Source organism: Aromatoleum evansii (assembly GCF_012910805.1).
Taxonomy (GTDB): domain Bacteria; phylum Pseudomonadota; class Gammaproteobacteria; order Burkholderiales; family Rhodocyclaceae; genus Aromatoleum; species Aromatoleum evansii.
The window spans coordinates 16,663-42,940 of the sequence record NZ_WTVK01000010.1; the positions used below are offsets into that span (position 1 = coordinate 16,663).

Consider the following 26,278-nt stretch of genomic DNA (forward strand, 5'->3'; position numbering starts at 1 on the left):
CCGGGAGTGAACGGCGCGCCTCAATTGCCCGGCTGCAGCGTCACCGACAGGCTCGTCTCCTTGCCCTCGCGCAGCACACCGAGCTTCACGGTGTCCCCCACACGGTGATCGTCGAGGCGCGCGGTTAGTTTCGCGACGGAATCGACCGCCTGCCCGTCCAGCGACACGATGATGTCGCCCGGATAGAAGCTGCCGTCGCGCTCCTGCCGGATGCCGCGCAGCCCGGCCTTGTCAGCCGCCGAACCGGGCATCACGCGCAGCACCACGACGCCCTCGACCTCAAGCTCTTCGAGCAGGCGCGAATTCACATCCTCGTCGATCTGGATGCCCAGCACCGGGCGGACGTACATGCCGTTCTTGATGAGTTGCGGCACGACGCGCATCACGGTATCGACCGGTACGGCGAAACCGATGCCCGCCGAAGCCCCCGAGGGGCTGTAGATCGCGGTATTGATGCCGATCAGCCTCCCGTTAGAGTCCAGCAGCGGGCCGCCCGAATTACCGGGGTTGATTGCAGCGTCGGTCTGGATAAGGTGCTCGATCGTCGTTCCGCCGTCCTCTCCGGGCAGGGAGCGATCCAGCGCCGAGACGATACCGGTCGTGAGCGTCCAGTCCAGCCCGAAGGGGTTGCCGATCGCGAACACCTTCTGCCCGACCTTGAGGTCGCCGCTCGTCCCGATCGGCACCGGCGGCGGGCGCTTGAAGCCCACGCCTATCCTCAGCACCGCAATATCGTGTGCCGGACTCACCCCGACCAAGGCCGCCTGGTAGTCTCGCCCGTCGGCAAGCTTGACGGTCGCCTGCGAGGCTTCCCGGATCACATGGAAGTTCGTCACGACGTGCCCCGCATCATCCCAGATGAAGCCCGAGCCGGTGCCGCGCGGCACCTGCATCACGTTGCGGGTCCAGGTATCGCGCACCAGTTGGGCCGTGCTGATGAAGACGACCGAATCGCGCGCATGCTCGAACAGTTCGATCGTCGACTTCTCGTCTGCAGCAAGGTCTCCGCGCGGCGTCACCGTGCGCTCGGCCGCCTGCTTGGGGCTGAACCAGTCCTCGATGACCGGCTGCAGCCGCCACAACGCCATCAGCGCGGCAGCAGCGAGGGTCACCAGGACCAGGCGCCGCAGGAAACGGTCTCGCACGGGCGCGGAGTCGGGGTTTCGGGAATCGGGTCTCATAATTACATCGAAGCAGAAAAAGAGCGGAAACCAGCCACGATCGCCGCCGTCAGTGCCCTTCAGTGGCGAGCGATCGACTCAGCCACCTTTGCGAACGCGGCGACGAGTTGAGCACGCAGTTCCGCATCGGCGACCTGCTCCTCGAGCGCTCGCTTCATGCAGAGCATCCACGCGTCGCGCGCGGCGCTATCAACGCCGAAGCGGGCATGGGCGCGGCCCAGTCGCGGCGGGCCGTGGCGTTCCGCATACAGGGGTGGGCCGCCCAGCCAGCCCGACAGGAACATGAAGAGCTTTTCCTTCGAGTGGCCGAGATCCTGAGGGTGCATCGCCCGGATCGCCGCCGCTTCCGGCAATTCGTCCATCAATTCGTAGAAGCGATCGACCAGCCGCCGCACGGCGGGCCCTCCGCCCAACTTCTCGTAGTGCGGATTGGCGTTGACGGCGACTTTCGGAGATTGCGGCAACATCGGGAACACCTCAGCGAACGACTTGGGATGGCCGAACGGCGCCGGCACTGAACGGCTGGGCCATCGCGACCCGGACTCAGCAATTGCCCTTCTTCGCCTGTCCCGGCGGGCAGAAACCGCCACCCGAACCTCGGGGGCCTCCCGGGTCGACCACGACCGAACCGGCCGGCGTGTAGACGGCACATGCGCCGAGGAGCGACGCCAGCGCAATCAGGGCAAGAAACCGCTTCATGTAAGCTCCGCAGGTCAAGGAATAAGGCGCAATCATAGCGCGCCAGCGGGCCGGCTCCGGCCCTGGAGGCGTTGCGGATGATTTCAGTCGGGCTCGCGCTCCGCAAGGGCGCGTGCCGCCGCGATGCGTTCGGCGCTGTCCGGATGGGTACCGAGGAAGGCGAATCGCTCCGCCTGCCCGCTGGTGGAGAGCTTCTCGAAGAAGCGCACCGCCCCCGCGGGGTCGTAGCCCGCGCGCAGCATGTAGGCGATGCCGGCCTCGTCGGCGGCGCGCTCATCGTCGCGGCTGTACCCATTCTCCGCCATGTTGGTGGCGAATTCCGCGAAGATCGGCGTGAGGGGAAAACCCACCGCGGTGAGGAGCACGCTCGCGACCGCCACCAGGCCGCCGGTTCCGTTGCGGCGCGACAGGCGCTGCTCCGAGTGGCGCAGGTTCAGATGCGCGAGTTCGTGTCCGATCAGCGCCGCCCATGCCGCCTCGTCCGCGCCGAGCAGTTCGACCATACCGGCGTGGATGCCAATCACGCCATGCTGCCCCTGGCGTAGCGCAAACGCGTTGGCGCTGGGGTCATCGACTACCAGGTACAGCGGACGCGCGCCCGGCATCGCCTCCCCGACGCGCCGTGCCGCAGCCAGGGCCGCACGCAGCGCCTCCCCGTCGAACCAGCGCACGCCGCCCTGCACCTGCACGCCAATCCTCCGCCCCTCTGCGGCGCCGAGCTCCGCCAGCGGCCACATCGCCGCGTGACCGTCGCGCGGCACCCTGCTGCGCGGCGCAGGGTTCTCCGCGGGCGGATGGCCGGCCGGCGGCTGCGTCGCACAGCCGCCGGCCAGTGCCAGCAGCAGCGCGAGCGCACACCTCCGGCCGTGGGCGGCGAAGTTCATCATCCGGACGGGCACTCCATGCGCCAATAAATTCCACAAGCATACACAAGGCACACCGAATCGTCCCGCCATTCCCGCAACACCCCCGCCTTCGGTCGATCCCGCACCGACGCCCGCGAGAAAAAAGAAGGGCCTGCTCGCGCAGGCCCTTCCGGCGTTGCGACAGGCGCCACCGCTGCTGCGGAGGCAGCCGTCCCGATCACTCGAACTCGATGATGACCTCGTCCACCGACAGGCTCGCACCCGGCTTCGCGACGATCTTCTTCACCGTGCCATCCTGCTCGGCCTTGAGCACGTTCTCCATCTTCATCGCCTCGATGATCGCAAGCTTCTCGCCGGCCTTCACTTCCTGGCCTTCGGCGACGCAGACGTCACGCAGCAGGCCCGGCATCGGCGACAGCAGGAACTTCGACATGTCCGGCGGCAGCTTCTCCGGCATCATCGCCAGCAGCTCGGCGGCGCGCTCGGTCATCACGATCGGCTCGACCTGCAGGCCGAAGTGCGAGATGCGATAGCGCAGGCCGCGACGCTCGATCTGCAGGCAGATCGGGGAACCGTTCACGGTGCCCTGGAACAGCAGGTCGCCGAAGGTCCAGTCGGACGCGATGCGGTAGGTCTTGTCGGCGTGGGTGATGTCGAAGCCTTCACCCGACGCCGTCACCGCCATGTGGTACTGCTTGCCGCCCATCACCACGACCCAGCGCTGACCCACCTTGCGACCGTGACCGGCGAGCTGGCCGTCGATCTGCACGGCGCGGCCGATGTAGCGCAGGCGCGCGAAGGTCGCGACCGCGGCCAGCAGCGCGGGATCGTCGTGCGGCACCATCGACGCGTCGAAGCCCTGCGGGTACTCCTCGGCGATGAAGCCGGTGTTGAAGTTGCCCGAGCAGAAGCGCGGATGCTGCAGCAGCGCCGCCTGGAACGGGATGTTCGAGCTGATGCCGCGGATCACGAAGGCGTTCAGCGCATCGCGCATGCGCTCGATGGCCTGCTCGCGGTTCGCGCCGTGCACGATCAGCTTGGCGATCATCGAGTCGTAGTACATCGAGATCTCGCCGCCTTCATATACGCCCGTGTCGACGCGCACCTGGCCCTCGATTTCCTTCGGCGCCTGGAACTTCACGAGGCGGCCGGTGGAAGGCAGGAAGCCGCGGAACGGATCTTCCGCGTTGATGCGGCATTCCATCGACCAGCCGTTGATCTTCACGTCGGCCTGGGTGATCGGCAGCTTCTCGCCATTGGCGACGCGGATCATCTGCTCGACGAGGTCCAGCCCGGTGATGAGTTCGGTGACCGGGTGCTCCACCTGCAGGCGGGTGTTCATCTCCAGGAAGTAGAACTCCTTGGTCGCGCCGCTGACCACGAACTCGACCGTGCCGGCCGACTCGTAGTTCACCGCACGTGCCAGCGCCACCGCCTGCTCGCCCATCGCCTTGCGCATATCGGGATCGACGAAGGGGCTCGGCGCCTCCTCGATGACCTTCTGGTGGCGGCGCTGGATCGAGCAGTCGCGCTCGTTCAGATACACGTAGTTGCCGTGCGAATCGCCCAGCACCTGAATCTCGATGTGGCGCGGCTCGAGGACGTACTTCTCGATGAACACGCGGTCGTCGCCGAACGAATTCTTCGCTTCATTCACGCACGACGAGAAGCCCTCGAAGGCTTCCTGGTCGTTGAACGCGACGCGCAGGCCCTTGCCGCCACCGCCGGCCGAGGCCTTGATCATGACCGGGTAGCCGATCTTCTTGGCAATCTCGACGGCTTCCGCCGGACCGGCGATCGCGTCGTTGTAGCCGGGAATGGTGTTCACACCGGCTTCGATCGCGAGCTTCTTCGACTCGATCTTGTCGCCCATCTTCGCGACCGAGTAGTGCTTCGGCCCGATGAACTTGATGCCTTCCTCTTCCAGGCGGCGCGAGAACTCGGCGTTCTCCGACAGGAAGCCATAACCCGGATGGACTGCCTCGGCACCGGTCTGCTTGCAGGCGGCGATGATCTTGTCCATGACCAGGTAGGACTCTTTCGACGGCGCCGGCCCGATGCACACGGCCTCGTCGGCGAGCTCGACGAAGAGCGCGTCCTTGTCGGCTTCCGAATGCACGGCGACGGTGGCGATGCCCATCTTGCGGGCGGTCTTGATCACGCGGCAGGCGATTTCACCGCGGTTTGCGATCAGGATCTTTTTAAACATGAAGAAATTCCTCTTTTGAACTCAACAACACCCGGAACGCTGCAACTGGATCGGCGGACAAGGGACGCTGCCATATGAACAGAACACGCAGCAGTCTCCCGGCTGCGGCTTCAGTACGGCATGGCAGGCCTCGCACTCGTAGAAGTACTGGCACGCGTCGGTCGGCATGCGCTCGACCTTGCGATGCCCGCACCGCGGACAAGTGAGAACCGACTCGATCTGCAGTTCCATCTCGCTTACAGCGGGATGTTCCCGTGCTTGCGCCACGGGTTTTCGAGTTCCTTGTTCTTCAGCATCGACAGCGAGCGGCACACGCGCTTGCGCGTCTCGTGCGGCATGATCACGTCGTCGATGAAGCCGCGCGCGCCCGCGACGAACGGGTTCGCGAAACGGGCCTTGTACTCGGCCTCGCGCTGGGCGAGCTTCGCCGGGTCGTCCTTCTCGCCGCGGAAGATGATCTCCACCGCGCCCTTCGGACCCATCACTGCGATCTCGGCCGACGGCCACGCGAAGTTCACGTCGCCGCGCAGGTGCTTGGACGACATCACGTCGTACGCACCGCCATAGGCCTTGCGCGTGATGATGGTGACCTTCGGCACCGTGCATTCGGCGTAGGCGTAGAGCAGCTTGGCGCCGTGCTTGATGATGCCGCCGTATTCCTGCGTTGTGCCCGGCATGAAGCCCGGGACGTCGACCAGGGTCACGACCGGGATGTTGAACGCATCGCAGAAGCGCACGAAGCGCGCCGCCTTGATCGAGCTCTTGATATCCAGGCAGCCCGCCAGCACCAGCGGCTGGTTCGCGACGATGCCCACCGGGGCGCCTTCCATGCGCGCGAAGCCGATGATGATGTTCTTGGCGTAGTCCGGCTGCAGCTCGAAGAAGTCGCCGTCATCGACCATCTTGATGATGACTTCCTTCATGTCGTACGGCTGGTTCGGGTTCGTCGGCACGAGCGTGTCGAGCGAGAAATCCAGGCGCTCGGCGGCGTCGATCGCCGGCACGGTCGGTGCCTTTTCGCGGTTGCTCGACGGGATGAAGCCGATCAGGCGGCGCGTCATCATCAGCGCCTCGACGTCGTTCTCGAACGCAAGGTCGGCCACACCCGACTTGGTGTTGTGGGTCACCGCGCCGCCCAGCTCCTCGGCGGTCACTTCCTCGTGCGTCACGGTCTTCACGACTTCCGGACCGGTCACGAACATGTACGAGGAATCCTTCACCATGAAGATGAAGTCGGTCATCGCCGGGCTATACACCGCGCCGCCGGCGCAGGGGCCCATGATCAGCGAGATCTGCGGCACGACGCCGGAGGCCATCACGTTGCGCTGGAACACGTCGGCGTAGCCGCCCAGCGAATCGACGCCTTCCTGGATACGCGCGCCGCCCGAGTCGTTGAGCCCGATCACCGGCGCGCCGACCTTCATCGCGTGGTCCATGACCTTGCAGATCTTCTCCGCGTGGGTCTCCGACAGCGAACCGCCGAACACGGTGAAGTCCTGCGAGAACACGAACACGAGGCGGCCGTTGACCGTGCCGTAGCCGATCACCACGCCGTCGCCCGGAGTGTGGTCCGCTTCCATGCCGAACTCGGTGCAGCGGTGCTCCTTGAACATGTCCCATTCTTCGAAGCTGCCTTCGTCGAGCAGCAGCTCGATGCGCTCGCGCGCCGTCAGCTTGCCCTTGGAATGCTGCGCGTCGATGCGCTTCTGCCCGCCGCCGAGGCGCGCCTTGGCGCGCTTTTCGTCGAGCTGACGAATGATCTCTTGCATTGATGACCTCCTTGACTTGTTCTGCTGTCCCGGCCTTGTGCCGGCCGGGCGTTCAACTTCGAATTCTGCTTCTCGCTGAGGGACGCAGGGCGGGTAAGCCGGGAACGCTCGCGTCACAGCGAATCGACGCGTCGCAACCTATTGCCCTGAAATCTTGTTTTTGCCTTTCGGTGCCTACTTTTCCACGTACCCGAGCAATCGCATCGCAGCGGCCGAAGGCGTCGTCGTGCCCTCCTCCACTGCTCGCGCCAGCCCGGGCAATTCCTGCTTCACCTGTCCATGACTGCGGAAATGGCTGCGCAGCCCGGCATCGATCAGATCCCACATCCACGCCAGCGCCTGGTGGCGGCGCTTGGCCTCGAACTCGCCGGAGGCCTGCATCGCCTTGCGGTAGTCCGAGACCGCCGTCCAGAAGTCCGCGATGCCCTGCTTCTGCAGCGCGGAGAGCGTCAGCACCGGCACCGTCCAGTTCGGGCTCGCCGGCCGCAGCATGTGCAGCGCGGTCTTCATCTGCGACTTGGCGCGCATCGCCGCGCCGGCGTCGATGTCGGCCTTGTTGATGACGATCAGATCGGCGATCTCCATGATGCCTTTCTTGATCGCCTGCAGGTCGTCGCCGGCGTTGGGCAGCTGCAGCAGGCAGAAGATGTCGCTCATGCCGGCGACCGCGGTCTCGGACTGGCCGACGCCGACCGTCTCGATGATGATCACGTCGAAGCCCGCGGCCTCGCACACCAGCATCGTCTCGCGCGTCTTCTCGGCCACGCCGCCCAGGCTCCCCGCGGACGGGCTCGGACGGATGAAGGCTGCCGGATTCTGCGACAGCAGCTCCATGCGCGTCTTGTCACCGAGGATGGAGCCGCCGGTGAGCGACGAGGACGGATCGACCGCCAGCACTGCAACGCGCAGCCCCTGCTCGATGAGGTACAGACCCAGCGCCTCAATAAAGGTGGACTTGCCGACCCCCGGCACGCCGGAAATGCCCACGCGCATCGCGCCGCCGGTATGCGGCAGCAGCGCTTCGAGCACGTGGCGCGCACGCGCCTTGTGGTCCTCGCGCTGCGACTCGATCAGCGTGATCGTCTTCGCGAGCGGGCGCAGCTGGCGGGCGAGCACGCCGTCGACCAGCGCCTGGTCGAAAGCGTCGAGTTCGGGCAGGTGTTCGGGCTTGTTCATCGGCAATTTTCGCTATCCGTTTCAGTCACCACACCGTTCGCCCTGAGCTCGTCGAAGGGCAGATTCGGAGGGAAATCGCGTGCCCTCGGTTTGGCAAGCTCGCTGATTCTGTTCCAATCCCCGGCGATCAAGGCCGCCTTCTTGGCTCTGGACCAGCCTTTGATCTTCCTCTCAAAAGCAACCGCACTCTCCCGCGTCTCGAACTCTCCCGTCCAAAGCAACTTCAAAGGTCTGCGCGTTACCGTGTATCCGTGCAGCCCCTCCCCGTGCTGCCGCAGTCGCCGCTCCAGGTCGTCCGTATGGCCGCAGTAATACGAGGCGTCGGCGCACTGCAGGATGTAGACAAGAAACGGTTTCATGCCGGCCGGGGTGCAAATCGCCCTTCGACAAGCTCAGGGCGAACGGTTGTACCAAGGTTCAGCGTTCAGCTGATACGCAATCAGGCCTTCGCCGCGCGGATCTGCTTCAGCACTTCGCGCGCGGCCGCCGGAATCGGCGTGCCCGGCCCGAAGATGCCTTTTGCCCCGGCAGCATACAGCGCATCGTAGTCCTGCGCGGGGATCACGCCACCGACGAACACGACGATGTCGTCCGCACCGAGGCGCTTCAGCTCGTTCACGATCTGCGGCACCAGCGTCTTGTGCCCCGCGGCGAGGCTGGAGCAGCCCACCGCATGCACGTCGTTCTCGACCGCGTGGCGCGCGGCCTCTTCCGGCGTCTGGAAGAGCGGGCCGATGTCGATATCGAAGCCGAGGTCGGCGAAGGCCGAGGCGACAACCTTCGCGCCGCGGTCGTGGCCGTCCTGGCCGAGCTTGGCGATCATGATGCGCGGGCGGCGGCCTTCTTCGGCGACGAAGGCTTCGATGTCGGCCTTCAGTTCCTTCCAGTCGGAATCGTTTTCCACGACGGCTCCATACACGCCGGACACGGCTTGCGGGTTGGCACGATAGCGGCCGAAAACCTTCTCCAGCGCATCGGAGATCTCGCCGACGGTCGCGCGCAGGCGCACCGCCTTCACCGACAGGTCGAGCAGGTTGCCCTCACCCGTCTCGGCGCACTTCGTCAGCGCGTCGAGCGCAGCCTGCACCGCCGCGTTGTCGCGCGTCGCGCGGATTTTCGTCAGGCGGGCGACCTGCGCCTCGCGCACGGCGTGGTTGTCGATGTCGAGGATCTCGATCGGGTCTTCCTTCGCCAGCTTGTACTTGTTCACGCCGACGATGACGTCCTTGCCCGAGTCGATGCGCGCCTGCTTGTCCGCGGCGCACTCCTCGACCTTCATCTTGGCCCAGCCGGACTCGACCGCCTTGGTCATGCCGCCCATCGCCTCGATTTCCTCGATCAGCGCCCAGGCCTTGTCCGCCATGTCCTGGGTGAGCTTCTCCATCATGTAGGAGCCAGCCCACGGATCGACGACGTTACAGATGTGCGTCTCTTCCTGGATGATGATCTGGGTGTTGCGCGCGATGCGGGCCGAGAACTCGGTCGGCAGCGCGATCGCCTCGTCGAGCGCGTTGGTGTGCAGCGACTGCGTGCCGCCGAACACCGCGGCCATCGCCTCGATCGTCGTGCGCACGACGTTATTGTACGGATCCTGCTCGGTGAGCGACCAGCCCGAGGTCTGCGAGTGCGTGCGCAGCATCATCGACTTGGCGCTCTTCGGGTTGAACTGCTTCATGATCCGCCACCACAGCAGACGCGCCGCGCGCATCTTGGCGATCTCCAGGTAGAAGTTCATCCCGACCGCCCAGAAGAAGGACAGGCGGCCGGCGAAGGTGTCGACGTCCATCCCGCTGTTGATGCCGGTGCGCACGTACTCCATGCCGTCGGCGAGCGTGAATGCGAGTTCGATCGCCTGGTTCGCGCCCGCTTCCTGGATGTGATAGCCGGAGATCGAGATCGAGTTGAACTTCGGCATGTGCTGCGCCGTGTACCCGAAGATGTCGGCGATGATCTTCATCGACGGCGTCGGCGGGTAGATATAGGTGTTGCGGACCATGAACTCTTTGAGGATGTCGTTCTGGATGGTCCCGGACAGCTTTTCCTGCGAAACGCCCTGCTCTTCGGCAGCCACGATGTATCCGGCGAGGATGGGCAGGACGGCTCCGTTCATCGTCATCGACACCGACACCTTGTCGAGCGGAATCTCGTTGAAGAGGATCTTCATGTCCTCGACCGAGTCGATCGCCACGCCGGCCTTGCCGACGTCACCCACGACGCGGGGATTGTCCGAGTCGTAGCCGCGGTGCGTCGCGAGGTCGAACGCGACCGACACGCCCTGGCCGCCGGCGGCGAGCGCCTTGCGATAGAAGGCATTGGAGGCTTCCGCGGTCGAGAAGCCGGCGTACTGGCGGATCGTCCACGGCTTCACCGCGTACATCGTCGGCTGCGGGCCGCGCAGGAAGGGCTCGAAGCCGGGCAGCGTGTCGGTGTGCGACAGGTCGGCGGTATCGGCCTTGGTATACAGCGGCTTCACCGAGATGCCTTCGGGCGTCACCCAGTTGAGCTTCTCCACGTCGCCACCCGGCGCATGTTTCGCGGCAGCCTTGTTCCAGGCTTCCAGGTCCGACTGGGGATAAGCCGGCATCTTGTCGTTCGGCATGACAAACCCTCTTCTTGAATCCGTTTGGCCGCGGGAGCGGCATTACTGGTGCGACAACCTGACACCGTTCGGGCGGAGCCCTTCGACAGGCTCAGGGCGAACGGAGGTATTTGATTGCCGCCCGACTAACAGCTTCCGGCCTCGTCAGCTGCGACGACGAGACCGCCCGCAGTCCGAAGACTGCAGGCGGTCGCCGGCGCTCCCATGCATTCGGCGTAGCTCCCTCTCCCTCTCGTTGCGCAGCAGACCAAGGATCCGCCAACGCAAGCTCCCAATCCTACGCCGCACATGGGAAGTTGACTTGTACCGTCGCACAAATAATACTTTATCCATAATTATGAATGCAACTGTCCGTGAGTCGGGATTTCGACGACAATCCGGCCCGCAACATTTCGCACACCGAACAGCACCCATGACCGCCACCCGCATCGCCCCGCTCGCGCTGTACCAGGAAGTCGCCGAGCGGCTGCGCCAGCTCATCTTCTCGCACGAACTGGCGCCCGGCACCTGGATCGACGAGCAGGCGCTCGCCGACAACTACGGCATCTCGCGCACGCCGCTGCGCGAGGCGCTGAAGGTGCTCGCCTCCGAAGGGCTCGTCACGCTCAAGCCGCGCCGCGGGTGCTACGTCACCGAGATTTCCGAGCGCGACCTCGACGAGATCTTTGCCGTGATGGCCCTGCTCGAAGGCCAGTGCGCGCAGACCACGGCGCAGAAGGCCACCGACGCGGACCTGGGCCGCTTGCGCGAGATCCACGCCGGACTCGAAAAGGCGGCGGCGGCGGACGACATCAACGGTTTCTTCGAATCGAACCAGGCCTTCCACCTCGCGCTGCAGGAGATCGCCGACAACCGCTGGCTGCAGCACGCGATCGAGGACCTGCGCCGCGTGATCAAGCTGTCGCGCCACCACTCGCTGTTCGGCGAAGGCCGCCTCGAGCAGTCGCTCGCCGAACACCGCGAGCTCCTCGCCGCGCTCACCGAGCGCCGGGCGGACGATGCGGAGCGACTGATGCGCGCCCACATCAGCAGCGGCCGCGCAGCCCTCGTGCGCATCGCCAAGGCGCGCAACAAGGTCGCCTGAACGACCGCGAGGGGATCACGCTTCCCCGTGGGAGCGGCTTCAGCCGCGAATCGGCGGTATCGCACACGACGCGGCACATTCGCGGCTGAAGCCGCTCCCATCCCACAAGGAAAACCCAAGGCAGCTTCCCGAAAACAGCGTCTGGGAAGCCGCTCCCACAAAGCAAAAGGCCAAAACAGCTCCCACGAAGGCGGCTTCCCCTGCCCTCACTCCCCAGGTCGCGTCATCGCCTCCGGATCCACCCACAGGTCGAACTCCTCCGCCCGCACGTAACCCGACGCCAGCGCCGCCTCGCGCAGCGACAGCCCCTCGTGGTGCGCCTTCTTCGCGATCTCCGCAGCGCGGTCGTAGCCGATGTGGCGGTTGAGCGCCGTCACGAGCATCAGGTTCTTCTCCAGGTTTTCGCGGATGCGCGGCAGGTTCGGCTTCAGGCCGCGCGCGCAGTGCGCCTCGAAGGCGTCGCAGGCATCGGCCAGCAGCGCGATGCTCTCCAGCACGTTGTGCGCCATCACCGGCTTGTACACGTTCAGCTGAAAATTGCCCTGCGTGCCGGCAAACGCGACCGCGGCGTCGTTGCCGAACACCTGCACGCACACCATCGTCAGCGCCTCGCACTGCGTCGGGTTCACCTTGCCCGGCATGATCGACGAACCCGGCTCATTCTCCGGAATCAACAGCTCGCCGATGCCGCAGCGCGGCCCGCTCGCCAGCCAGCGCACGTCGTTGGCCATCTTCATCAAGCCGCCCGCGAGCGTGCGCAGCGCCGCTGAACACTGCACCAACGCATCGTGCGCCGCCAGCGCGAAGAAGCGATCCGGCGCACTGCGGAACGGCTGACCGGTGAGCTGCGCGATCTGCGCCGCCGCGCAATCGCCGAAGCGCGGATGGGCATTGAGGCCGGTGCCGACCGCGGTGCCGCCGATCGCCAGCTCGTGCAGCCGCGGCAGGCTCGCCGTCACCGCGGCAAGACCGAAATCGATCTGTGCCACCCACGCGCCGATCTCCTGCCCCAGCGTCACCGGCGTCGCGTCCTGGAGATGCGTGCGACCGGTCTTCACGATCTCCTCGCAGCCCTTCGCCCGGTCCGCCAGGGTGTTGCGCAGGCGCCGCACGGCGGGGAACAGGCGATCATGCAGCTCGCCGACGACCGCAATGTGCATCGCGGTCGGGAACGTGTCGTTCGACGACTGCCCGCGATTGACATGATCGTTCGGATGGATCGGCCGCTTCGAGCCGACCTCGCCCCCCGCCAGCTCGATCGCGCGATTCGCGATCACCTCGTTGGCGTTCATGTTGGACTGCGTGCCCGATCCGGTCTGGAACACCACCAACGGAAAGTGGCCGTCCAGCTCGCCCGAGATGACCTCGTCCGCCGCCGCAGCGATCAGGCCCGCGAGTTCTGGCGGCAACTCGCCGAGCTCCGCATTGGCCTGCGCCGCGGCCTTCTTGAGGATGCCCAGCGCGCGGATCATCGCCCGGCCCCAGCGGAAGCGGTCCGTGCCGATGGGGAAGTGCGCCAGCGAGCGCTCCGTCTGGGCGCCCCAGTAACGGTCCGCCGCCACCTCGACGGGCCCCATCGAATCGGTTTCGGTACGCGTCGCATCCATGCTCGTCTCCCGGCCATCTCGCAGCCATCTCCCGGCCACGTGGAGTTTGACGCCTACACCCGCGCGTGATTCCCCGGCCCGGCGCAAGCGCCGCGTCCCGTGAATTTGTAACTTTATGCGCCACCTCCATGCCTCTAACATCCCACGCGGGATCCGGAAGCATTCGCTCCGAGAAGACGCTCCAGGCGCGACACCCGAGGGAGGCACGACGCAATGCCGCGAACCGACGGCGAAACCGGCAAGCCGGCAGCTGCAACACCGGCGACCACGCGCGCGGGCAACAGCCCGGAGCTGCGCCGCGTACTCGCGAACATTCGCGTGCTGGTCGCCATCGTCGCCGCCACCGAGGCAGTCTCCCTTTCTGCTGCAACACGCCCGTCCATGATGCTCGCCGTGCTCGGCTACGCCGCCTGGGCCGGCTGGCTGTGCTGGATCGAGCTGAACGGCAACCGCCCGATCCGCTCCATGCTGACGTCCTGGGTGGACGCGATCTGGATCCTCCTGTTTGCATGGCTGGCGGGCACTCAGAGCAGCCTGTACACCCTGCTGCTACTGTTTCCCGTGCTATTCGCCGCGCTGAGTTTCGGCTTCGTCCCCGGCCTCGTGATATCGCTCTTCGCCGCCGCGGGCGCGGGCGCCGAACTCCTCGCCCGCGACATCAACCTCGGCAAGCTCTCCCCCGAAATCATCCTCCAGCCGCTTTCGATCCTGATCCTCGGGCCGCTCGTTGCCGGCCTCGCACGCGCCGGCGTGCAGATGAACGAGCAGATATCCGTCGCCGACCGCCTGCTCGGGGCCGCCGACCCGCGCCTCGGCGTCAAGCGCGTCGCCGAGACCCTGCTGCGTGCCGTCTCGCGGCACTTCTCGGCCGATCTCGGGCTGCTGCTGATCTGGCTCCCCGGCAGCGACGCGCGCTTGTTTCGCTGCGACCGCAACGGCCGCTTCGTCGAGCTCGACGGCGAACTGCGCAGCGCCCTCATCGACGCGCTGGTGCGCCTGCCCGCCGACGTCGTCAGCGTGCACCACCACGCCCACGTCCTCGGCCGCTTTCCGCTGCGTTACACCAGCGGCTTCGACCTGGTGAGCAAGACGCCTACAAACGCGGCACGGACGGCCGTGCAGGATCTTGCCGAGGCACTGGATGCGCACTCGATGATCGCCATCCCCATCTGCCGCCGCGGCCCCCATCCCTGCCGCCTTGTCCTGGAATCGGGACACCGCCGCTATCGCTCCCACGACGCCGACCTCCTCGCCGGCATCATGGACCAGCTCGCCCCCGTACTCGAGAACGCCGGCCTGCTGGAACGCCTCGCCGACGAGGCGATGGCGACCGAGCGCGCACGCATCGGCCGCGACCTCCACGACAACGCGATCCAGCCCTATCTGGGCCTCAAGTACGGCATCGAGGCCCTCGCGCGCAAGGCGGACACCGACAATCCGCTGCGAACCGACATCCTCGCCCTGCAGGAAGTCGCCCTCGACGAGCTCCACACCCTGCGCGAACTGGTGAGCGGCATGCGCAACGGCGCCTCAGGTGGCGACGACGCCCTCTGCCCCGCCTTGCAGCGACAAGCCAAGCGCTTCACCGAGCTGTTCGGCATAGACGTGACGGTGCAGTGCGAAGGCAACCTGTCGATTCGGCGCAAGCTCGCAGCCGCCATCTTTCCGATGGTCAGCGAGGCCCTCACCAATATCCGGCGCCACACCCCGGCCCAGCGTGCGGAGATCCTCGTCCGCGCGGATGGCCACGACTACGTCGTCGAAGTCCGCAACCCGCATGACATCGACTCGCCGCCCGAGCCCTTCGTACCGCGTTCCGTTGTCGAACGCGCGGATTCTGTAAGTGGATGTGTCGTAGTCGACATACGGCATGACGGCACCACTGCTCTAATGATCTCGATTCCAAAATCAACCTGAGTGGCGACAGATCATGATCGAAGTCACCGAACGCCCAATCCGTGTTTTCCTCGTCGACGACCATCGTGCAACGCTGTGGGGCCTCGAACGCCTCGTCGGCGCAGCACAGCGCATGCAACTGGCCGGCAGCGCGACCAGTGTCGCCGAACTCCTCGCATCCCCCGAAAGCCGCGAGGCCGACGTCATCGTCATCGACCTCGACCTCGGCGGCCACGACTCCAGCGACTCCTTCGCCGAACTGCTTGCCACCTACGGCGCGAAAGTCCTCGTCCTCACCGGCGCCCGCGACCTCGACGCCCATCGCCGCGCCGTCATGGCCGGCGCCCGCGGCGTCGTGCGCAAGGAAGAGCCGGTCGACGTCCTGCTGCGCGCGATCGAGAAGGTGCACGAAGGCGACGTGTGGGTGAACCGCGCCCTGATCGGCGACATCATGAACATGCTCACCGGCAGCAAGAAGGCCGCTGCCCCCGACGACGCCCGCATCGCGAGCCTCACTCCCAAGGAGCAGGAGGTCATCGGCGCCGTGGTCCGGCACAAGGGCGCGAAGAGCCTCGTCATCGCCGACGACCTCGGCATCAGCGAACACACGCTGCGCAACCACCTCACCGCCATCTACCACAAGCTCGAAGTGCACGGCCGGCTCGAGCTGTACCTGTACGCGAAGGAACGCGGCATCGGCACGGTCGCTCAGTAACACCCTGCGCGGCGCCACATGCGTTGGTGCCGCGCCCGCCGCTCGCCGGCTCCCACATCCATCCGTCGTCGAAGCCCCACCCGCTAACCGGCGGCTAGTTCAATTGTCACGCCCGGCAGGGGCACCTCCACCCGCGCGCTGCCCCCGCCTGAGAACTACGCTTGGAAGATAACGCGGACGCAGCCATCGCCCGCGACTTCGCAACAGGCCACGCGGCCGCTCCACACCCGCACCGCCAACCTGTCCGTCACGCACTTGCCGCCGCACCGGAGGAGAGATCATGCGTCACGCAGTTTTCCTTGCCCCGTTCGTCGCCGCCTGCCTGCTGATCGCCCAGCCGCCTGCCCACGCCGGCGGACTCCCCGAAGACGTCCCACAGCCCCCGCGCTTCGCCCCCGATCAGTTGCTCGTCGCCTTCAAGCCCGGCACCGCCGGCGCGCAGATCGCCCAGGCCCACGCCGCAGCCGGCGCACAAGTGATCAAGCGCTTCGACGCCATCGGCGTTCAGCTGCTCGCCATCCCTTCCGGCGCCGTCGAAGCGAGCATCGCCCTCTACGAGCGCAACCCCAACGTCCGCTACGCCGAACCCAATTTCCACCGTCCGCTGGTCCTCCCCACCGAAGGCCGCGACCCGATGCTCCCGACCGGCCTCGGGACCGAATACTTCGCACTGCAATGGGGCCTCAACAATACCGCGCAGGCCCTATACGAAGTCGCCTCGGGCGCCAACGTCACCGGCACCCTCGACGCCGACATCGACGCACCTGAGGCATGGGACCTCTCGCGCAGCAACGAGAACATCAGGATCGCGATCCTCGACAGCGGCGTCGAATGCACCCATGTCGACCTCCTCGGCAAATGCATCGAGGAGCGGAACTTCACCGCCAGCACCACCACCGCCGACCTCCTCGGACACGGAACCCACGTCGCCGGCATCGCGGCCGCGAACACCAACAACGGCAAGGGCACGGCCGGCGTCGGCTGGAACGCCAGGATCGGTTCGCTCAAGGTGTGCCACGAGTGGCCCTCGGTTGATTTTCCCTACCTCGGCATGTGCGACGTCGCCGACTCCGTCGCCGGCCTCATGTACGCCGCCGACAACGGCTACCGCGTCGCCAACATGAGCTACGGCAGCGACCCCGACCCCTACTCCCCGTCCCAGGCCGAAGCCGACGCCATCAAGTACGCCTGGAGCAAGGGCGTCGTCCTCGTCGCCGCCGCCGGCAACGACTACGCCTCCACGCGCCACTACCCCGCCGCCTTCCCCGAAGTCATCTCCGTCGCCGCCACCGACCGCCACGACAACCTCGCCTACTTCTCGAGCTTCGGCTCGTCCTGGGTGTCGGTCGCAGCCCCCGGCCACGACATCCTGTCGGCCTACCCGAACGTAGCGTGCAGCATCCCGCCGGACGACCCCGAAGGCTGCTACAACTGGCTCTCCGGCACCTCCATGGCCTCGCCCCATGTCGCCGGCCTCGCCGCGCTCGTGCTCACCCGCTACCCCGGCATCACCAACGTCCAGGCACGCGCCTACATCGAAAACAGCGCCAACGCGCAGGGCGCCCTCGGCCAGAACTTCCGCGCCTGGGTCAGATACGGCCGCATCAACGCCCACCTCGCCCTCACCGCCGACAACCCGCCGCCGCCACCGGCCCCCATCACGCTCAGCGCCACCGGCTACAAGGTCAAGGGCCAGCAGAAGGCCGACCTGCAGTGGACTGGCTCGACCGCCTCGATGAACGTCCTGCGCAACGGCAATATCGTCGCCACCACCGACAACGGCGCCACCGCCTACACCGACCCGATCAACCGCACCGGCGGCGGTTCCTACACCTACACGGTATGCGAATCGGTCGGGGCCACCTGCTCGAACGAGGCCGTCGTCGTGTTCTGACCGCCCCCCCCTGGAAGCGACCGCGCGAGACGAAGTCATGCGTCTCGAGCCTCGGCATTCTCATGCGCACTCACGTATTGCCCATGATGCGCATGACGGCCAATATGTCGATGTCGGCAGCCGAGGAAGTCGCCATGAGAACCACCACAACGAAAGGAAGCGTGCGCAAGGCCACGAATGTCACGTTCGGCGAAACTCTTCTGGCCGAGGCGAAAGCCCTGAACATCAACATTTCACAAGCGGCAGAGGCCGGACTGGCTCGAGCGGCAGCCGAACGACGTCGTGAGCTGTGGTTGGCCGAGAATCGTGCCGCACTGGACAGTTCCAATGCGTACGTCGAAGCGCACGGCCTTCCTCTTGCGCGCTACAACGGGTTTTGATGTCCCGGTTCAGCGCATTCAGGAATCCGGACGGCGTCGGTTACCTGCTCGATGTCCAGGCTGATTTGCTCGACCACCTGAAACACTCGTGTCGTGGTCCCGCTCCTGCCCCTGAACGTCGCGCCGGCGCCAGCCAAATCCCTCAATCCCGTCTTTGAGGTGGAAGGGGAGCCCGTGGCGATGGTGACCCAATTTCTCGCAGCGGTTCCAGCCCATCTACTTAAAACGGCCGTGGCCAATTTGGAAACCCGGCGTCACAAAATCACGACCGCGTTGGACATGCTTTTCCAGGGAATCTGAACGACTGACGAGCAGCGAAGTAACGACGCGATCGCCTTCCGCTTGTCCGGCGGCCCGTCGGATGGAAATCAGCATTGATCGTGTAATCGACGCGACGAGCCTCGACGAGATCTTCACCGACGACTGATCCGTCCCCGCCCGGCCTCCCATCCGGGCGTTTTGTCATGGGTATCCCGCGCGCTTCCTCCCATGGGCGAAACTACCCAGTAAACGGTATGTTGAACCCATCGCGGCACACGTCGCAAAAGCGGAGCACGCCGTGCCCTGCCTCACCCTCGCCCCTCCGATCGAAGTGCTGCTCGTCGATGACCAGCGCGCAATACTTGCGGGCGTCACCGCGCTGATCGAAAGCGGGGGCCCGGCGATGCGGGTCGCCGCGCGCGCCACATGCGCACGCCAGGCGCTCGACCTGGCATGCAGCATCCAGCCGGACGTGATCGTCCTCGACGTCGATCTCGGCGGCGAGGACGGGCTCGCGCTGATCCCCCGGATCCACGCCGGCTGCAACGCACGGATCGTCGTCTTCACCGGCCTCGCCACCGCCGACATCCGCGCTCGCGCGCTGCGCCTCGGGGCGTGCGATGTGATCTCGAAAGCTGCGTCGGGTAGTGAGCTGCTTGCAGCAATTCACGCCGCGACGAATTTTCCCGACTGAACCTCGAAACCGCAGTTATCGCCCGAGAGCCCTTCGACACGCCCGCTGCGCGGGCTGCTCAGGGCGAACGGTAGTGCCACCAGATGGGTGAAGGGGGTACAAATCCGTTCATCCTGAGCCTGTCGAAGGATGAGCGGATTTTTACCCGCGCAACTGCTGTTTCCAGGATGGATCAACACCGAGCACGCCGACACAGGCAACCACCTTCTCCATGGGAGCGGCTTCAGCCGCGAAAGAACCGGGGGCAGCCGCTTTTCGCGTCTGAAGTCGCTCCCACTGGCTGTCCAAGCGCGCGAATTCCCTGCGAGGCCGGGACAGGCCAGTCCGACAGGAGTCCTACCGTCTCGCATCCCACCCTTGCAGGATCGCCGCGACCGCACACAAACAACGCACCTCCCCATGACAGTTGTCATGCATGCGCCCCGGCACATCTGCCCATGCGAATTGGGCCCAAACGCCGATGCCGGAAAAGCTCCGTACCCCTAATCTGCAATCAACAGAGAGGGAACGAGGCGATGCGATGAATACGGCGCAAGTCAAGAAATCGCTGAGCGAGTTCTGGTCCGATCAGGAGGGGGTCACTGCGATCGAATACGCACTGCTCGCAGCCCTGATATTCGCTGTGATCGTCGTTTCGGCCGGACTGCTCGGCACTAACCTCCAGGCGCTGTATGACGATGTTGCGGCGAAGGTTGCGGCGGCAATGCCCTAGCGAATTCAGGTTTGTGCGGGATGTGAATGCAACACGAAATAGATTTTCCGGAACGGGCCTCCCGCTCCGGTAGTTTGCCGGGAGGTCCGGCGTTTTCTAGATGAAGGAGATGATCATGTTGGAAATGCTCAAGCAATTCGTTCGGGACGAGGAAGGCGTGACCGCAATCGAATATGGCCTGATTGCAGCACTTATCGCGGTAGTGATCATTGTCAGCGTTACATTGGTTGGCACCAATCTTGACGCAGTCTTCAATCACATTGGGCTCGAATTGGCCAAGCCGCTGGCTGCACCACCGGCTGGAGGCTGACCTCCCGATACTCGACCACCCGGAACATCCGTCGCAGTTTGGGCAGAAGTTCCGGGTGGTTTCTCAGGCCACTTCTTACCTGAGTTTACGGCAATGACTTTTGCAATTCTTTTCTTTGTCCTCGCAGCCGCCGTCGCCATGGACATCCGATCCCGAAGAATTCCGAACTTACTGATCGCCGCGGGCCTCGCAGCCGGATTTCTCGTCCAACTGATTACCCCCGCCGGGAATGGTCCGCTGTTCGCAAATGTCAATGCCGACGGCATTGCTGCATCTCTATGCGGCATCTTCGTCGGCTTCTCCGCACTTCTTCCGCTCTATGCACTACGCGCGATGGGAGCGGGCGACGTAAAACTCATGATGACGATAGGCGCCTTCCTCGGCCCCCTGCAAACCCTTGGCGTTGTTGTGCTGACCTTTGCCGCGGGCGGCGTTCTCGCCCTCGCGATGGCGCTTTGGCAACGCTCCTTCCGCCAGCTCGTGCTCAACCTGCGCTTCATGCTGACCACCAGCGCAATTAGCGCTGCCGGCGGGAGCAGCCCCAAATTCGAACCGCTACAACAGACCGCCGGGCGCATGCCCTACGCGGTCGCGATCGCTGCGGGCACCCTCCTCCAGCTCTATCTCGTCCGCTCCGGAGGCTGGGCACTGAGCTGAACCGACTTTCACGGAGCACGACCATGAACGCACCGTCCAGCGCCCGCGTCATTCCCATCGACGAAGCAGGCGCCTTTCCGCGCGCCCCGCGCACGCTCGAGGACACCGGCTTGCCGCTACTCTTCCTGGTCGAGCTGGCGTCAAAGCTGCTTTTCGTGCGCGGTCAGATGCGCCTCACCGAGATCTCGCACCAGTTGCACCTCCCCGCGATCGTTCTCGAAAACTTGCTCGCCTTCATGCGCGCGGAACGCATCTGCGAAGTGATGCGGCGCGGCGAAACGGACGGCGACATCCTCTACGAACTGACCGACGCGGGACGCGCACGCGCGACGGAGTACCTCGGACGCTGCAAGTACGCCGGCGCAGCCCCCGTCAGCCTCGCTGCCTATGTCGCGCAAGTCGAGCGTCAGTCGGTCACGAAGATGCACGTCACGAAGGAAGACGTGAATGAAGCCTTCCGCGGACTGATCATCAACCCGGAAGTTCGCGACCAGCTCGGCGCCGCAATGGGCTCGGGCCGCGCGATGTTCCTGTACGGCCCCGCCGGCGCCGGCAAGACCTACCTCGCCGAGCGCCTGTCGCTACTGCTCGAGGGTGACATCGCGGTGCCGCACGCAATCCTCGTCGATGGCGAGATCATCCAGGTCTTCGATCCGCTGATCCACACGCCCGTCGAACACGATCAACGCCCCACTGGTCTCGATACCCTGCAGCGCCCCGACCAACGCTGGGTGCGCTGCAAGCGCCCGGTCGCGATCACGGGCGGCGAGCTGACGATGCGCATGCTCGACCTCGACTACGACGCCAGCACCGGTTTCTACCAGGCCCCCCCGCACGTGAAGGCGAACAACGGCCTGTTCGTCGTCGACGACCTCGGCCGTCAGCTGGTGAAGCCCGAGCAACTCATGAACCGCTGGATCGTGCCGATGGACCGCCATCACGACTACCTCGCGCTGCATAGCGGCACGAAATTCACCCTGCCCTTCGACGTCGTGCTCGTGTTCTCGACCAACCTGATGCCTTCCGAAGTCGCCGACCCCGCATTTTTACGTCGGCTTGGATACAAAATTCACATCGGACCGATGAGTGAGGACGAATACAGGAACATATTCACGCGTGTCTGCGAGGAGCGCGGCGTACCCTTCAATGAAACGGCCTTCCAGACGCTGCTGAGCGAGTACCACAAGGTCCATGAGCAGCCGCTGCTGGCGTGCTACCCGCGTGACATCATCAATCAGATTGCCGATCTGGCGCGGTATCGGGGAGAGGCTCCCAGGCTGACGCCGGACGTGCTGCACTGGGCCTGGCACAACTACTTCGCGTCCCGCTAGGAACGCAGTTCGCACGGCGCCGCCGCTCTCGTCGAGGGCTTGGGGGCACCAGACTGAAGCGCCCGCGGTGGTGGGCATTTGCAGGGCCTGAGCACGCAGCATACGGCCCGGAAACAAGGGGACTCACATGAAGACCAAAGGTCTCGTCTTTCTCTTCGTCGCGATGCTCGCCGGTCTCGCTGCCGTGGTGCTCGGAACGCGGTGGCTGCAGTCCAAGGCCGCCGGCGACGGCAACCGCATCGCCGTGGCTGCGGTGGAGTTGCAGCTGGGCGGACGCATCACCCCGGAAGCCGTCCGTCTCGTCGAGTGGCCATCCGGCAGCGTGCCGAAAGGCGCCTTCAACGATCTCGCGAAAGTCGACGGTCGTGTCGCAATCACCGGCATCCAGCCCGGAGAACCGATTCTCGAATCGCGCCTAGCCCCTGATGGCACGAAGGGTGGCCTCTCTGCCGTCGTCCCGGAAGGGAAGCGGGCGATCACGGTGCGCGTCAATGACGTCGTCGGCGTCGCGGGTTTCGCCCTGCCCGGCAACTATGTCGACATCATGGTCAACACGGAAGCTGCCGGAGCAGACCGTAACAGCGAGGACAAAATGATCTCCAAGATCGTTCTCGAACGCATCCTAGTGCTGGCCGTCGCGCAGGAAGCAAATCGAGACGAAACGAAGCCCAAGGTGGTCAACGCCGTCACTCTCGAAGTGACTCCCGAGCAGGCCGAGCGTCTGGATCTCGCACGCAGCGTCGGCAACCTGTCGCTCGTGCTGCGCAACCAGATTGACTCCAACCCCACCGAAACCGCCGGCATCACCAAGGCGATGCTGCTGCGCACTGCCGCCGAGGCGCCGCCCACCGCGGCGCAGCCGAAGCCCGCAACCCCCCGCCGTGTCGCTGCGAAACCCCGTCCTGCAGCGGCGCCCAGTTCAAGCGTCTGCGTCGAAGTGATCCGCGGAGTGAACAAGGTCAACGAATGCTTCTAGCCACATCCAAACCTGCATGGACGCATGAGGACATCATGACCACGAACAAAAAGAAACCCGGTTGCGGGACCCTACTACGGCATACCGTTGCGGTGATTGCACTGCTGATCGCAGGCACAGCCGGCGCCGCGGTCACCAACGCACCAACAGGAACTAAACCCCTGGCCGTCAGTGCCACCGGAGGCTCACCTTGCGGTCGCGTAGAGATTGCGCCCATGGTGACGATTCCTGTCGGCAAATCGTCCGTCATTCGCCCGCAGACGCCTGTCACTCGCATTTTGCTAGGCAACCCCGAGAACGCTCAGGCCGCGCGACCGAGCACAGAGAATCAGAAGGACGGGAAGGACAACAATCAGTCTTCCCAGTCCGACGGCCGACCCGGCGTTGCACAGGTCGACGTGCTCCTGCTCAGCCCCAACGAAATCTACCTTCTCGGCAAGAGCGTCGGGGCAACCAACGTGGTCCTGGTCGATCGCGCAGGCGGCTGCACCGCACTGGACGTCACCGTGGCAATGGATGTGACCTCAGTACAGGGCGTAATCACTTCGCTATTGCCGGACGAGAAGGACATCAAGGTCAGCTCCGCATATGATTCGCTGGTCCTCACCGGTACCGTCAGCGACGCGACCAAGGTGGATCGCGCAGTGCAGATCGCTTCGGCATACGTGCGCGAAGGTGGCGGCGCGAAGTCCGGCACCAACCTGCGCGTACTCAACATGCTGCAGGTAGGCGCGCCCCAGCAGGTCATGCTGGAGGTGAAGGTCGCCGAAGTTTCAAAGACCCTGCTCGAAAAGATCGGCGTCGGCCTGAGTCACACTCGCAAGACCGATGGTGTCGTCTATAGCGTCGTGTCCGACTTCCTGACCGGCGGAAATGGTGTCATTGACATTATCCGCCGCAGCAAACCCGACACAGTCACACTTGACGCGCAAAAGGACGACGGGCTCATCAAAGTTCTGGCCGAGCCTAACGTCATGGCAATTAGCGGACAGGAAGGCAGCTTCCTCTCCGGCGGAAAGATCTTCATCCCCGTGGAGCAGAGTAATGCCAACGGTGGGACGAAGATCAGCCTAGAAGAGAAGGAGTTCGGTATTGCACTCAAATTCACCCCGACTGTATTGGCCGGCGGCCGGATCAACCTCAAGGTCGCACCCGAGGTTTCCGAACTCAATCGCGAAGGGATCGGCATTAGCGCACCGGGCATCACCGGAGGCGCGATTCTGCCCTCGTTCACCACGCGCCGCGCAGCCACGACCGTGCAACTGCTGGATGGCCAAAGCTTCGCCATCGGCGGCCTGATCAAGAACAACGTCACGACGAATATCAAGGCATTCCCCTTCCTCGGGGAAATTCCAGTCCTCGGCGCACTGTTCCGGAGTACGGACTTCCAGACCGACCGCTCCGAACTGGTCTTCGTCATAACTCCAAGGCTCGTCAAGCCCTTGCCGGCCGACTACCGCCTGCCCACAGACGACTACACCCCGCCGAGCCGCTCGGATCTGCACCTCCTCGGACGCATGGAGGGAACACGGCCGCAGGAAGAGTCCCCCACGTCTGCTGAGTCCATCCCTCCGCAACCCGGCCCGGCCGCGGGCGGCTTTGAAACCAAGTGAGGATGCGGTCATGAACAATGGAATCAACCTCGTTGTTGCCTGGCTTCTCGCTGCTATTGCAGCGGGCTGTTCCTCGACCCCGATCTGGGATGCCCGGTTCGGCGATCCGGTCAGAGTCATTGCGGCCCAGCAGATCATCGATCCCGACGCATCGCGCAACGCCGACCCTGTCAAGGGGATCGACGGCAAGGCAGCGCAAGGCTCGATGGGTGAATATCAAAAGAGCTTTGTACAGCCGGAACCTCAAACGACGTCGTTTTCGATCGGCGTCGGTGGCCAGTCCGGAAAGTAAGCTCGCTTGACCGCAGACGAGGACGACAACGATGGATTTTCGCGAAAATCTCCGCCGGAAACAAAGCGGCGCAGTGGCGATCATCACGGCACTTGCACTCGTCGTCCTTGTCGGATTCGCGGGCCTGGCGCTCGATGGTGGCCACCTGTACCTGACCAAGACTGAACTGCAGAATGCGGCAGACGCCTGCGCATTGGCCGCTTCCTACGAACTGACCGGCTCGCCTATCCCTGCAGACAACTTCACGCGCGGAGAGAATGCCGGCAAGACAGTCGGCACTCAGAACAACGTCGACTTTCAGGGCGGCGCAATCAATGCAGCAGATATCGACGTGGAATTTGCCCCCACCCTCGATGGGCCTTGGGTTTCGGCAGCTTCAGCGACAGGTACGTCGAGATACGTACGCTGCACGATCACCGAAGACGGCATAACACCGTGGTTCATGCAGGTGATGGGCTTCGGAGACCAGACGGTTCGTGCCCTTGCGACAGCCACTCTTTCCCCTTCTCAGAACAACTGTGCGATTCCGATGGCCTTATGTACCGACCCTGCCGCCTCGGCGCCAAACTTCGGATATGTGAAGGGAAACTGGTACGGGATGAACTTCGAGGAGAGCGGCCCGACCGACGAATTAACAGGCAATTTCCGCTGGATTGACTTTGATCCGAGTAACGTCACTCCCGGTTGCTCAGGTGGGGGCGCGCAGGAGCTTGCGTGCCTGCTAAATGGAGCCGGGCAGTGCAGTTTGCCGCCCGTGGGCCCTTCGTCATGCACTACCACCTCGCCGGCGGAGCCAGGCTGTGTAGGGCAAACGGGTTCGGCTCAGGCGATCGGAAAGGCCTTTAACTCGCGATTCGGGATATGCCAAGGGGGAAGCGCATGCTCGAATAGCGAACTGATGAGCTCTCCTCCTGACTTCACTGGATTTGCCTACACGACTACGACATGGCCGCTCGGTCGCGATGCATATAGCGGATCCTCGGGCGGAGCATCCAATCTTCAGAGTGCCCGTTCCGCGCGTCTGCCGGTCCAAAGCTCAGCAAAACCACCCGGCACAGGTTCGGCGACAACAGGGCAACTGACTACATACGGGGCAGATCGACGGCTGGTTACCGTCCCGTTTGTTGATTGCGAAGATTTTACCGGCGGTGCGCCCCAGTACGCCCCTATCCGAGGATACGCATGCGTGTTACTTCTACATCCGTACGACAAGGCCCCGGGAGGTACCGTTAAGGTAAGCGCTGAGTTCCTGGGAGCATCCAACGTACCGGGAAGCCCGTGTGCGACGTCCGGAGCGGTGGGTAGTGCGACATCCGTCGGGCCTCTGGTGCCCGCCTTGGTCCAATGAGAGAACGAA

At 64.7% G+C, this 26,278-nt stretch carries 26 protein-coding genes; 15 read left to right on the forward strand and 11 right to left on the reverse strand.

The window, feature by feature from the left end; translation table 11 throughout:
* Window positions 1–20: 20 nt before the first annotated feature.
* From GO615_RS06660 to scpA, 10 genes are all read right to left on the reverse strand, one after another.
* Entirely contained in the window at window positions 21–1,145 is a 1,125-nt protein-coding gene (locus GO615_RS06660) for a S1C family serine protease (protein ID WP_439328730.1), read from the reverse strand.
* A gap of 95 nt (window positions 1,146–1,240) precedes the next feature.
* Complete coding sequence (locus GO615_RS06665; protein WP_339379971.1) at window positions 1,241–1,696, reverse strand: group II truncated hemoglobin; 456 nt, start codon at window positions 1,694–1,696, stop codon at window positions 1,241–1,243.
* A gap of 28 nt (window positions 1,697–1,724) precedes the next feature.
* On the reverse strand, window positions 1,725–1,880 hold the full coding sequence (locus tag GO615_RS06670) for a hypothetical protein (RefSeq protein ID WP_169126266.1): 156 nt from the start codon (window positions 1,878–1,880) through the stop codon (window positions 1,725–1,727).
* An 83-nt stretch (window positions 1,881–1,963) separates the two neighbouring features.
* Entirely contained in the window at window positions 1,964–2,767 is an 804-nt protein-coding gene (locus GO615_RS06675; RefSeq protein WP_169126267.1) for a M48 family metalloprotease, read from the reverse strand.
* A 196-nt stretch (window positions 2,768–2,963) separates the two neighbouring features.
* Entirely contained in the window at window positions 2,964–4,955 is a 1,992-nt protein-coding gene (accC, locus tag GO615_RS06680; protein WP_169126268.1) for an acetyl-CoA carboxylase biotin carboxylase subunit, read from the reverse strand.
* Between the two features lie 21 nt (window positions 4,956–4,976).
* A complete protein-coding gene (locus tag GO615_RS29185; protein ID WP_169126269.1) occupies window positions 4,977–5,186 on the reverse strand; it encodes a GDCCVxC domain-containing (seleno)protein in 210 nt (69 codons plus the stop codon).
* A 5-nt stretch (window positions 5,187–5,191) separates the two neighbouring features.
* Entirely contained in the window at window positions 5,192–6,724 is a 1,533-nt protein-coding gene (locus GO615_RS06690; RefSeq protein ID WP_169126270.1) for an acyl-CoA carboxylase subunit beta, read from the reverse strand.
* 174 nt (window positions 6,725–6,898) lie between these two features.
* Window positions 6,899–7,906 (reverse strand): methylmalonyl Co-A mutase-associated GTPase MeaB, encoded by a 1,008-nt coding sequence (meaB, locus tag GO615_RS06695; RefSeq protein WP_169126271.1) that lies wholly within the window; start codon window positions 7,904–7,906, stop codon window positions 6,899–6,901.
* Entirely contained in the window at window positions 7,897–8,259 is a 363-nt protein-coding gene (locus tag GO615_RS06700) for a GIY-YIG nuclease family protein (RefSeq protein ID WP_169126272.1), read from the reverse strand. The genes meaB and GO615_RS06700 overlap by 10 nt, the downstream gene beginning before the upstream one ends.
* An 80-nt stretch (window positions 8,260–8,339) precedes the next feature.
* Window positions 8,340–10,499, reverse strand: a complete 2,160-nt coding sequence (gene scpA, locus GO615_RS06705) for a methylmalonyl-CoA mutase (protein ID WP_169126273.1) — start codon at window positions 10,497–10,499, stop codon at window positions 8,340–8,342.
* A 412-nt stretch (window positions 10,500–10,911) separates the two neighbouring features.
* On the opposite strand from scpA, the gene GO615_RS06710 reads away from it, so the two are divergent.
* A complete protein-coding gene (locus GO615_RS06710; RefSeq protein ID WP_169126274.1) occupies window positions 10,912–11,583 on the forward strand; it encodes a GntR family transcriptional regulator in 672 nt (223 codons plus the stop codon).
* Between the two features lie 206 nt (window positions 11,584–11,789).
* On the opposite strand, the gene fumC is transcribed toward GO615_RS06710, so the two are convergent.
* Window positions 11,790–13,190 carry a class II fumarate hydratase gene (gene fumC, locus GO615_RS06715; protein ID WP_169126275.1) on the reverse strand — a complete coding sequence of 467 codons (1,401 nt, stop codon included), beginning with the start codon at window positions 13,188–13,190 and terminating at the stop codon, window positions 11,790–11,792.
* 213 nt (window positions 13,191–13,403) lie between these two features.
* Here fumC and GO615_RS06720 point away from each other — a divergent pair, with 213 nt between their 5' ends.
* From GO615_RS06720 to GO615_RS06785, 14 genes are all read left to right on the forward strand, one after another.
* Complete coding sequence (locus GO615_RS06720) at window positions 13,404–15,107, forward strand: sensor histidine kinase (protein WP_169126276.1); 1,704 nt, start codon at window positions 13,404–13,406, stop codon at window positions 15,105–15,107.
* Window positions 15,108–15,120: 13 nt separating this feature from the next.
* Window positions 15,121–15,801: a response regulator transcription factor gene (locus tag GO615_RS06725; protein ID WP_169126277.1), complete on the forward strand. Its 681-nt coding sequence runs from the start codon at window positions 15,121–15,123 to the stop codon at window positions 15,799–15,801.
* Between the two features lie 280 nt (window positions 15,802–16,081).
* Window positions 16,082–17,695 carry a S8 family peptidase gene (locus tag GO615_RS06730; protein ID WP_169126278.1) on the forward strand — a complete coding sequence of 538 codons (1,614 nt, stop codon included), beginning with the start codon at window positions 16,082–16,084 and terminating at the stop codon, window positions 17,693–17,695.
* 83 nt (window positions 17,696–17,778) lie between these two features.
* Complete coding sequence (locus GO615_RS06735) at window positions 17,779–18,075, forward strand: type II toxin-antitoxin system CcdA family antitoxin (RefSeq protein WP_246262181.1); 297 nt, start codon at window positions 17,779–17,781, stop codon at window positions 18,073–18,075.
* Window positions 18,076–18,168: 93 nt separating this feature from the next.
* Window positions 18,169–18,375, forward strand: coding sequence for a CcdB family protein (locus GO615_RS29360; RefSeq protein ID WP_211166983.1), 207 nt, complete (start codon window positions 18,169–18,171; stop codon window positions 18,373–18,375).
* A gap of 259 nt (window positions 18,376–18,634) precedes the next feature.
* Window positions 18,635–19,030, forward strand: coding sequence for a response regulator (locus GO615_RS06745; protein WP_169126279.1), 396 nt, complete (start codon window positions 18,635–18,637; stop codon window positions 19,028–19,030).
* A 520-nt stretch (window positions 19,031–19,550) separates the two neighbouring features.
* The gene (locus GO615_RS06750) at window positions 19,551–19,742 is read left to right on the forward strand and encodes a Flp family type IVb pilin (protein WP_169126280.1); all 192 of its coding nucleotides are present in this window, start codon (window positions 19,551–19,553) and stop codon (window positions 19,740–19,742) included.
* A gap of 115 nt (window positions 19,743–19,857) precedes the next feature.
* Window positions 19,858–20,052 (forward strand): Flp family type IVb pilin, encoded by a 195-nt coding sequence (locus GO615_RS06755; RefSeq protein WP_211166984.1) that lies wholly within the window; start codon window positions 19,858–19,860, stop codon window positions 20,050–20,052.
* Between the two features lie 93 nt (window positions 20,053–20,145).
* Window positions 20,146–20,709: an A24 family peptidase gene (locus GO615_RS06760; protein ID WP_169126281.1), complete on the forward strand. Its 564-nt coding sequence runs from the start codon at window positions 20,146–20,148 to the stop codon at window positions 20,707–20,709.
* Window positions 20,710–20,732: 23 nt separating this feature from the next.
* Window positions 20,733–22,040, forward strand: a complete 1,308-nt coding sequence (locus tag GO615_RS06765; RefSeq protein WP_169126282.1) for a DUF8689 domain-containing protein — start codon at window positions 20,733–20,735, stop codon at window positions 22,038–22,040.
* Between the two features lie 127 nt (window positions 22,041–22,167).
* Window positions 22,168–23,016 carry a Flp pilus assembly protein CpaB gene (gene cpaB / locus GO615_RS06770; protein WP_169126283.1) on the forward strand — a complete coding sequence of 283 codons (849 nt, stop codon included), beginning with the start codon at window positions 22,168–22,170 and terminating at the stop codon, window positions 23,014–23,016.
* Between the two features lie 35 nt (window positions 23,017–23,051).
* Window positions 23,052–24,629, forward strand: coding sequence for a type II and III secretion system protein family protein (locus tag GO615_RS06775; protein WP_246262182.1), 1,578 nt, complete (start codon window positions 23,052–23,054; stop codon window positions 24,627–24,629).
* A 10-nt stretch (window positions 24,630–24,639) separates the two neighbouring features.
* Complete coding sequence (locus tag GO615_RS06780; RefSeq protein ID WP_169126285.1) at window positions 24,640–24,921, forward strand: pilus assembly protein; 282 nt, start codon at window positions 24,640–24,642, stop codon at window positions 24,919–24,921.
* A 31-nt stretch (window positions 24,922–24,952) separates the two neighbouring features.
* Window positions 24,953–26,269, forward strand: coding sequence for a pilus assembly protein TadG-related protein (locus GO615_RS06785; RefSeq protein ID WP_169126286.1), 1,317 nt, complete (start codon window positions 24,953–24,955; stop codon window positions 26,267–26,269).
* Window positions 26,270–26,278 lie beyond the last annotated feature (9 nt).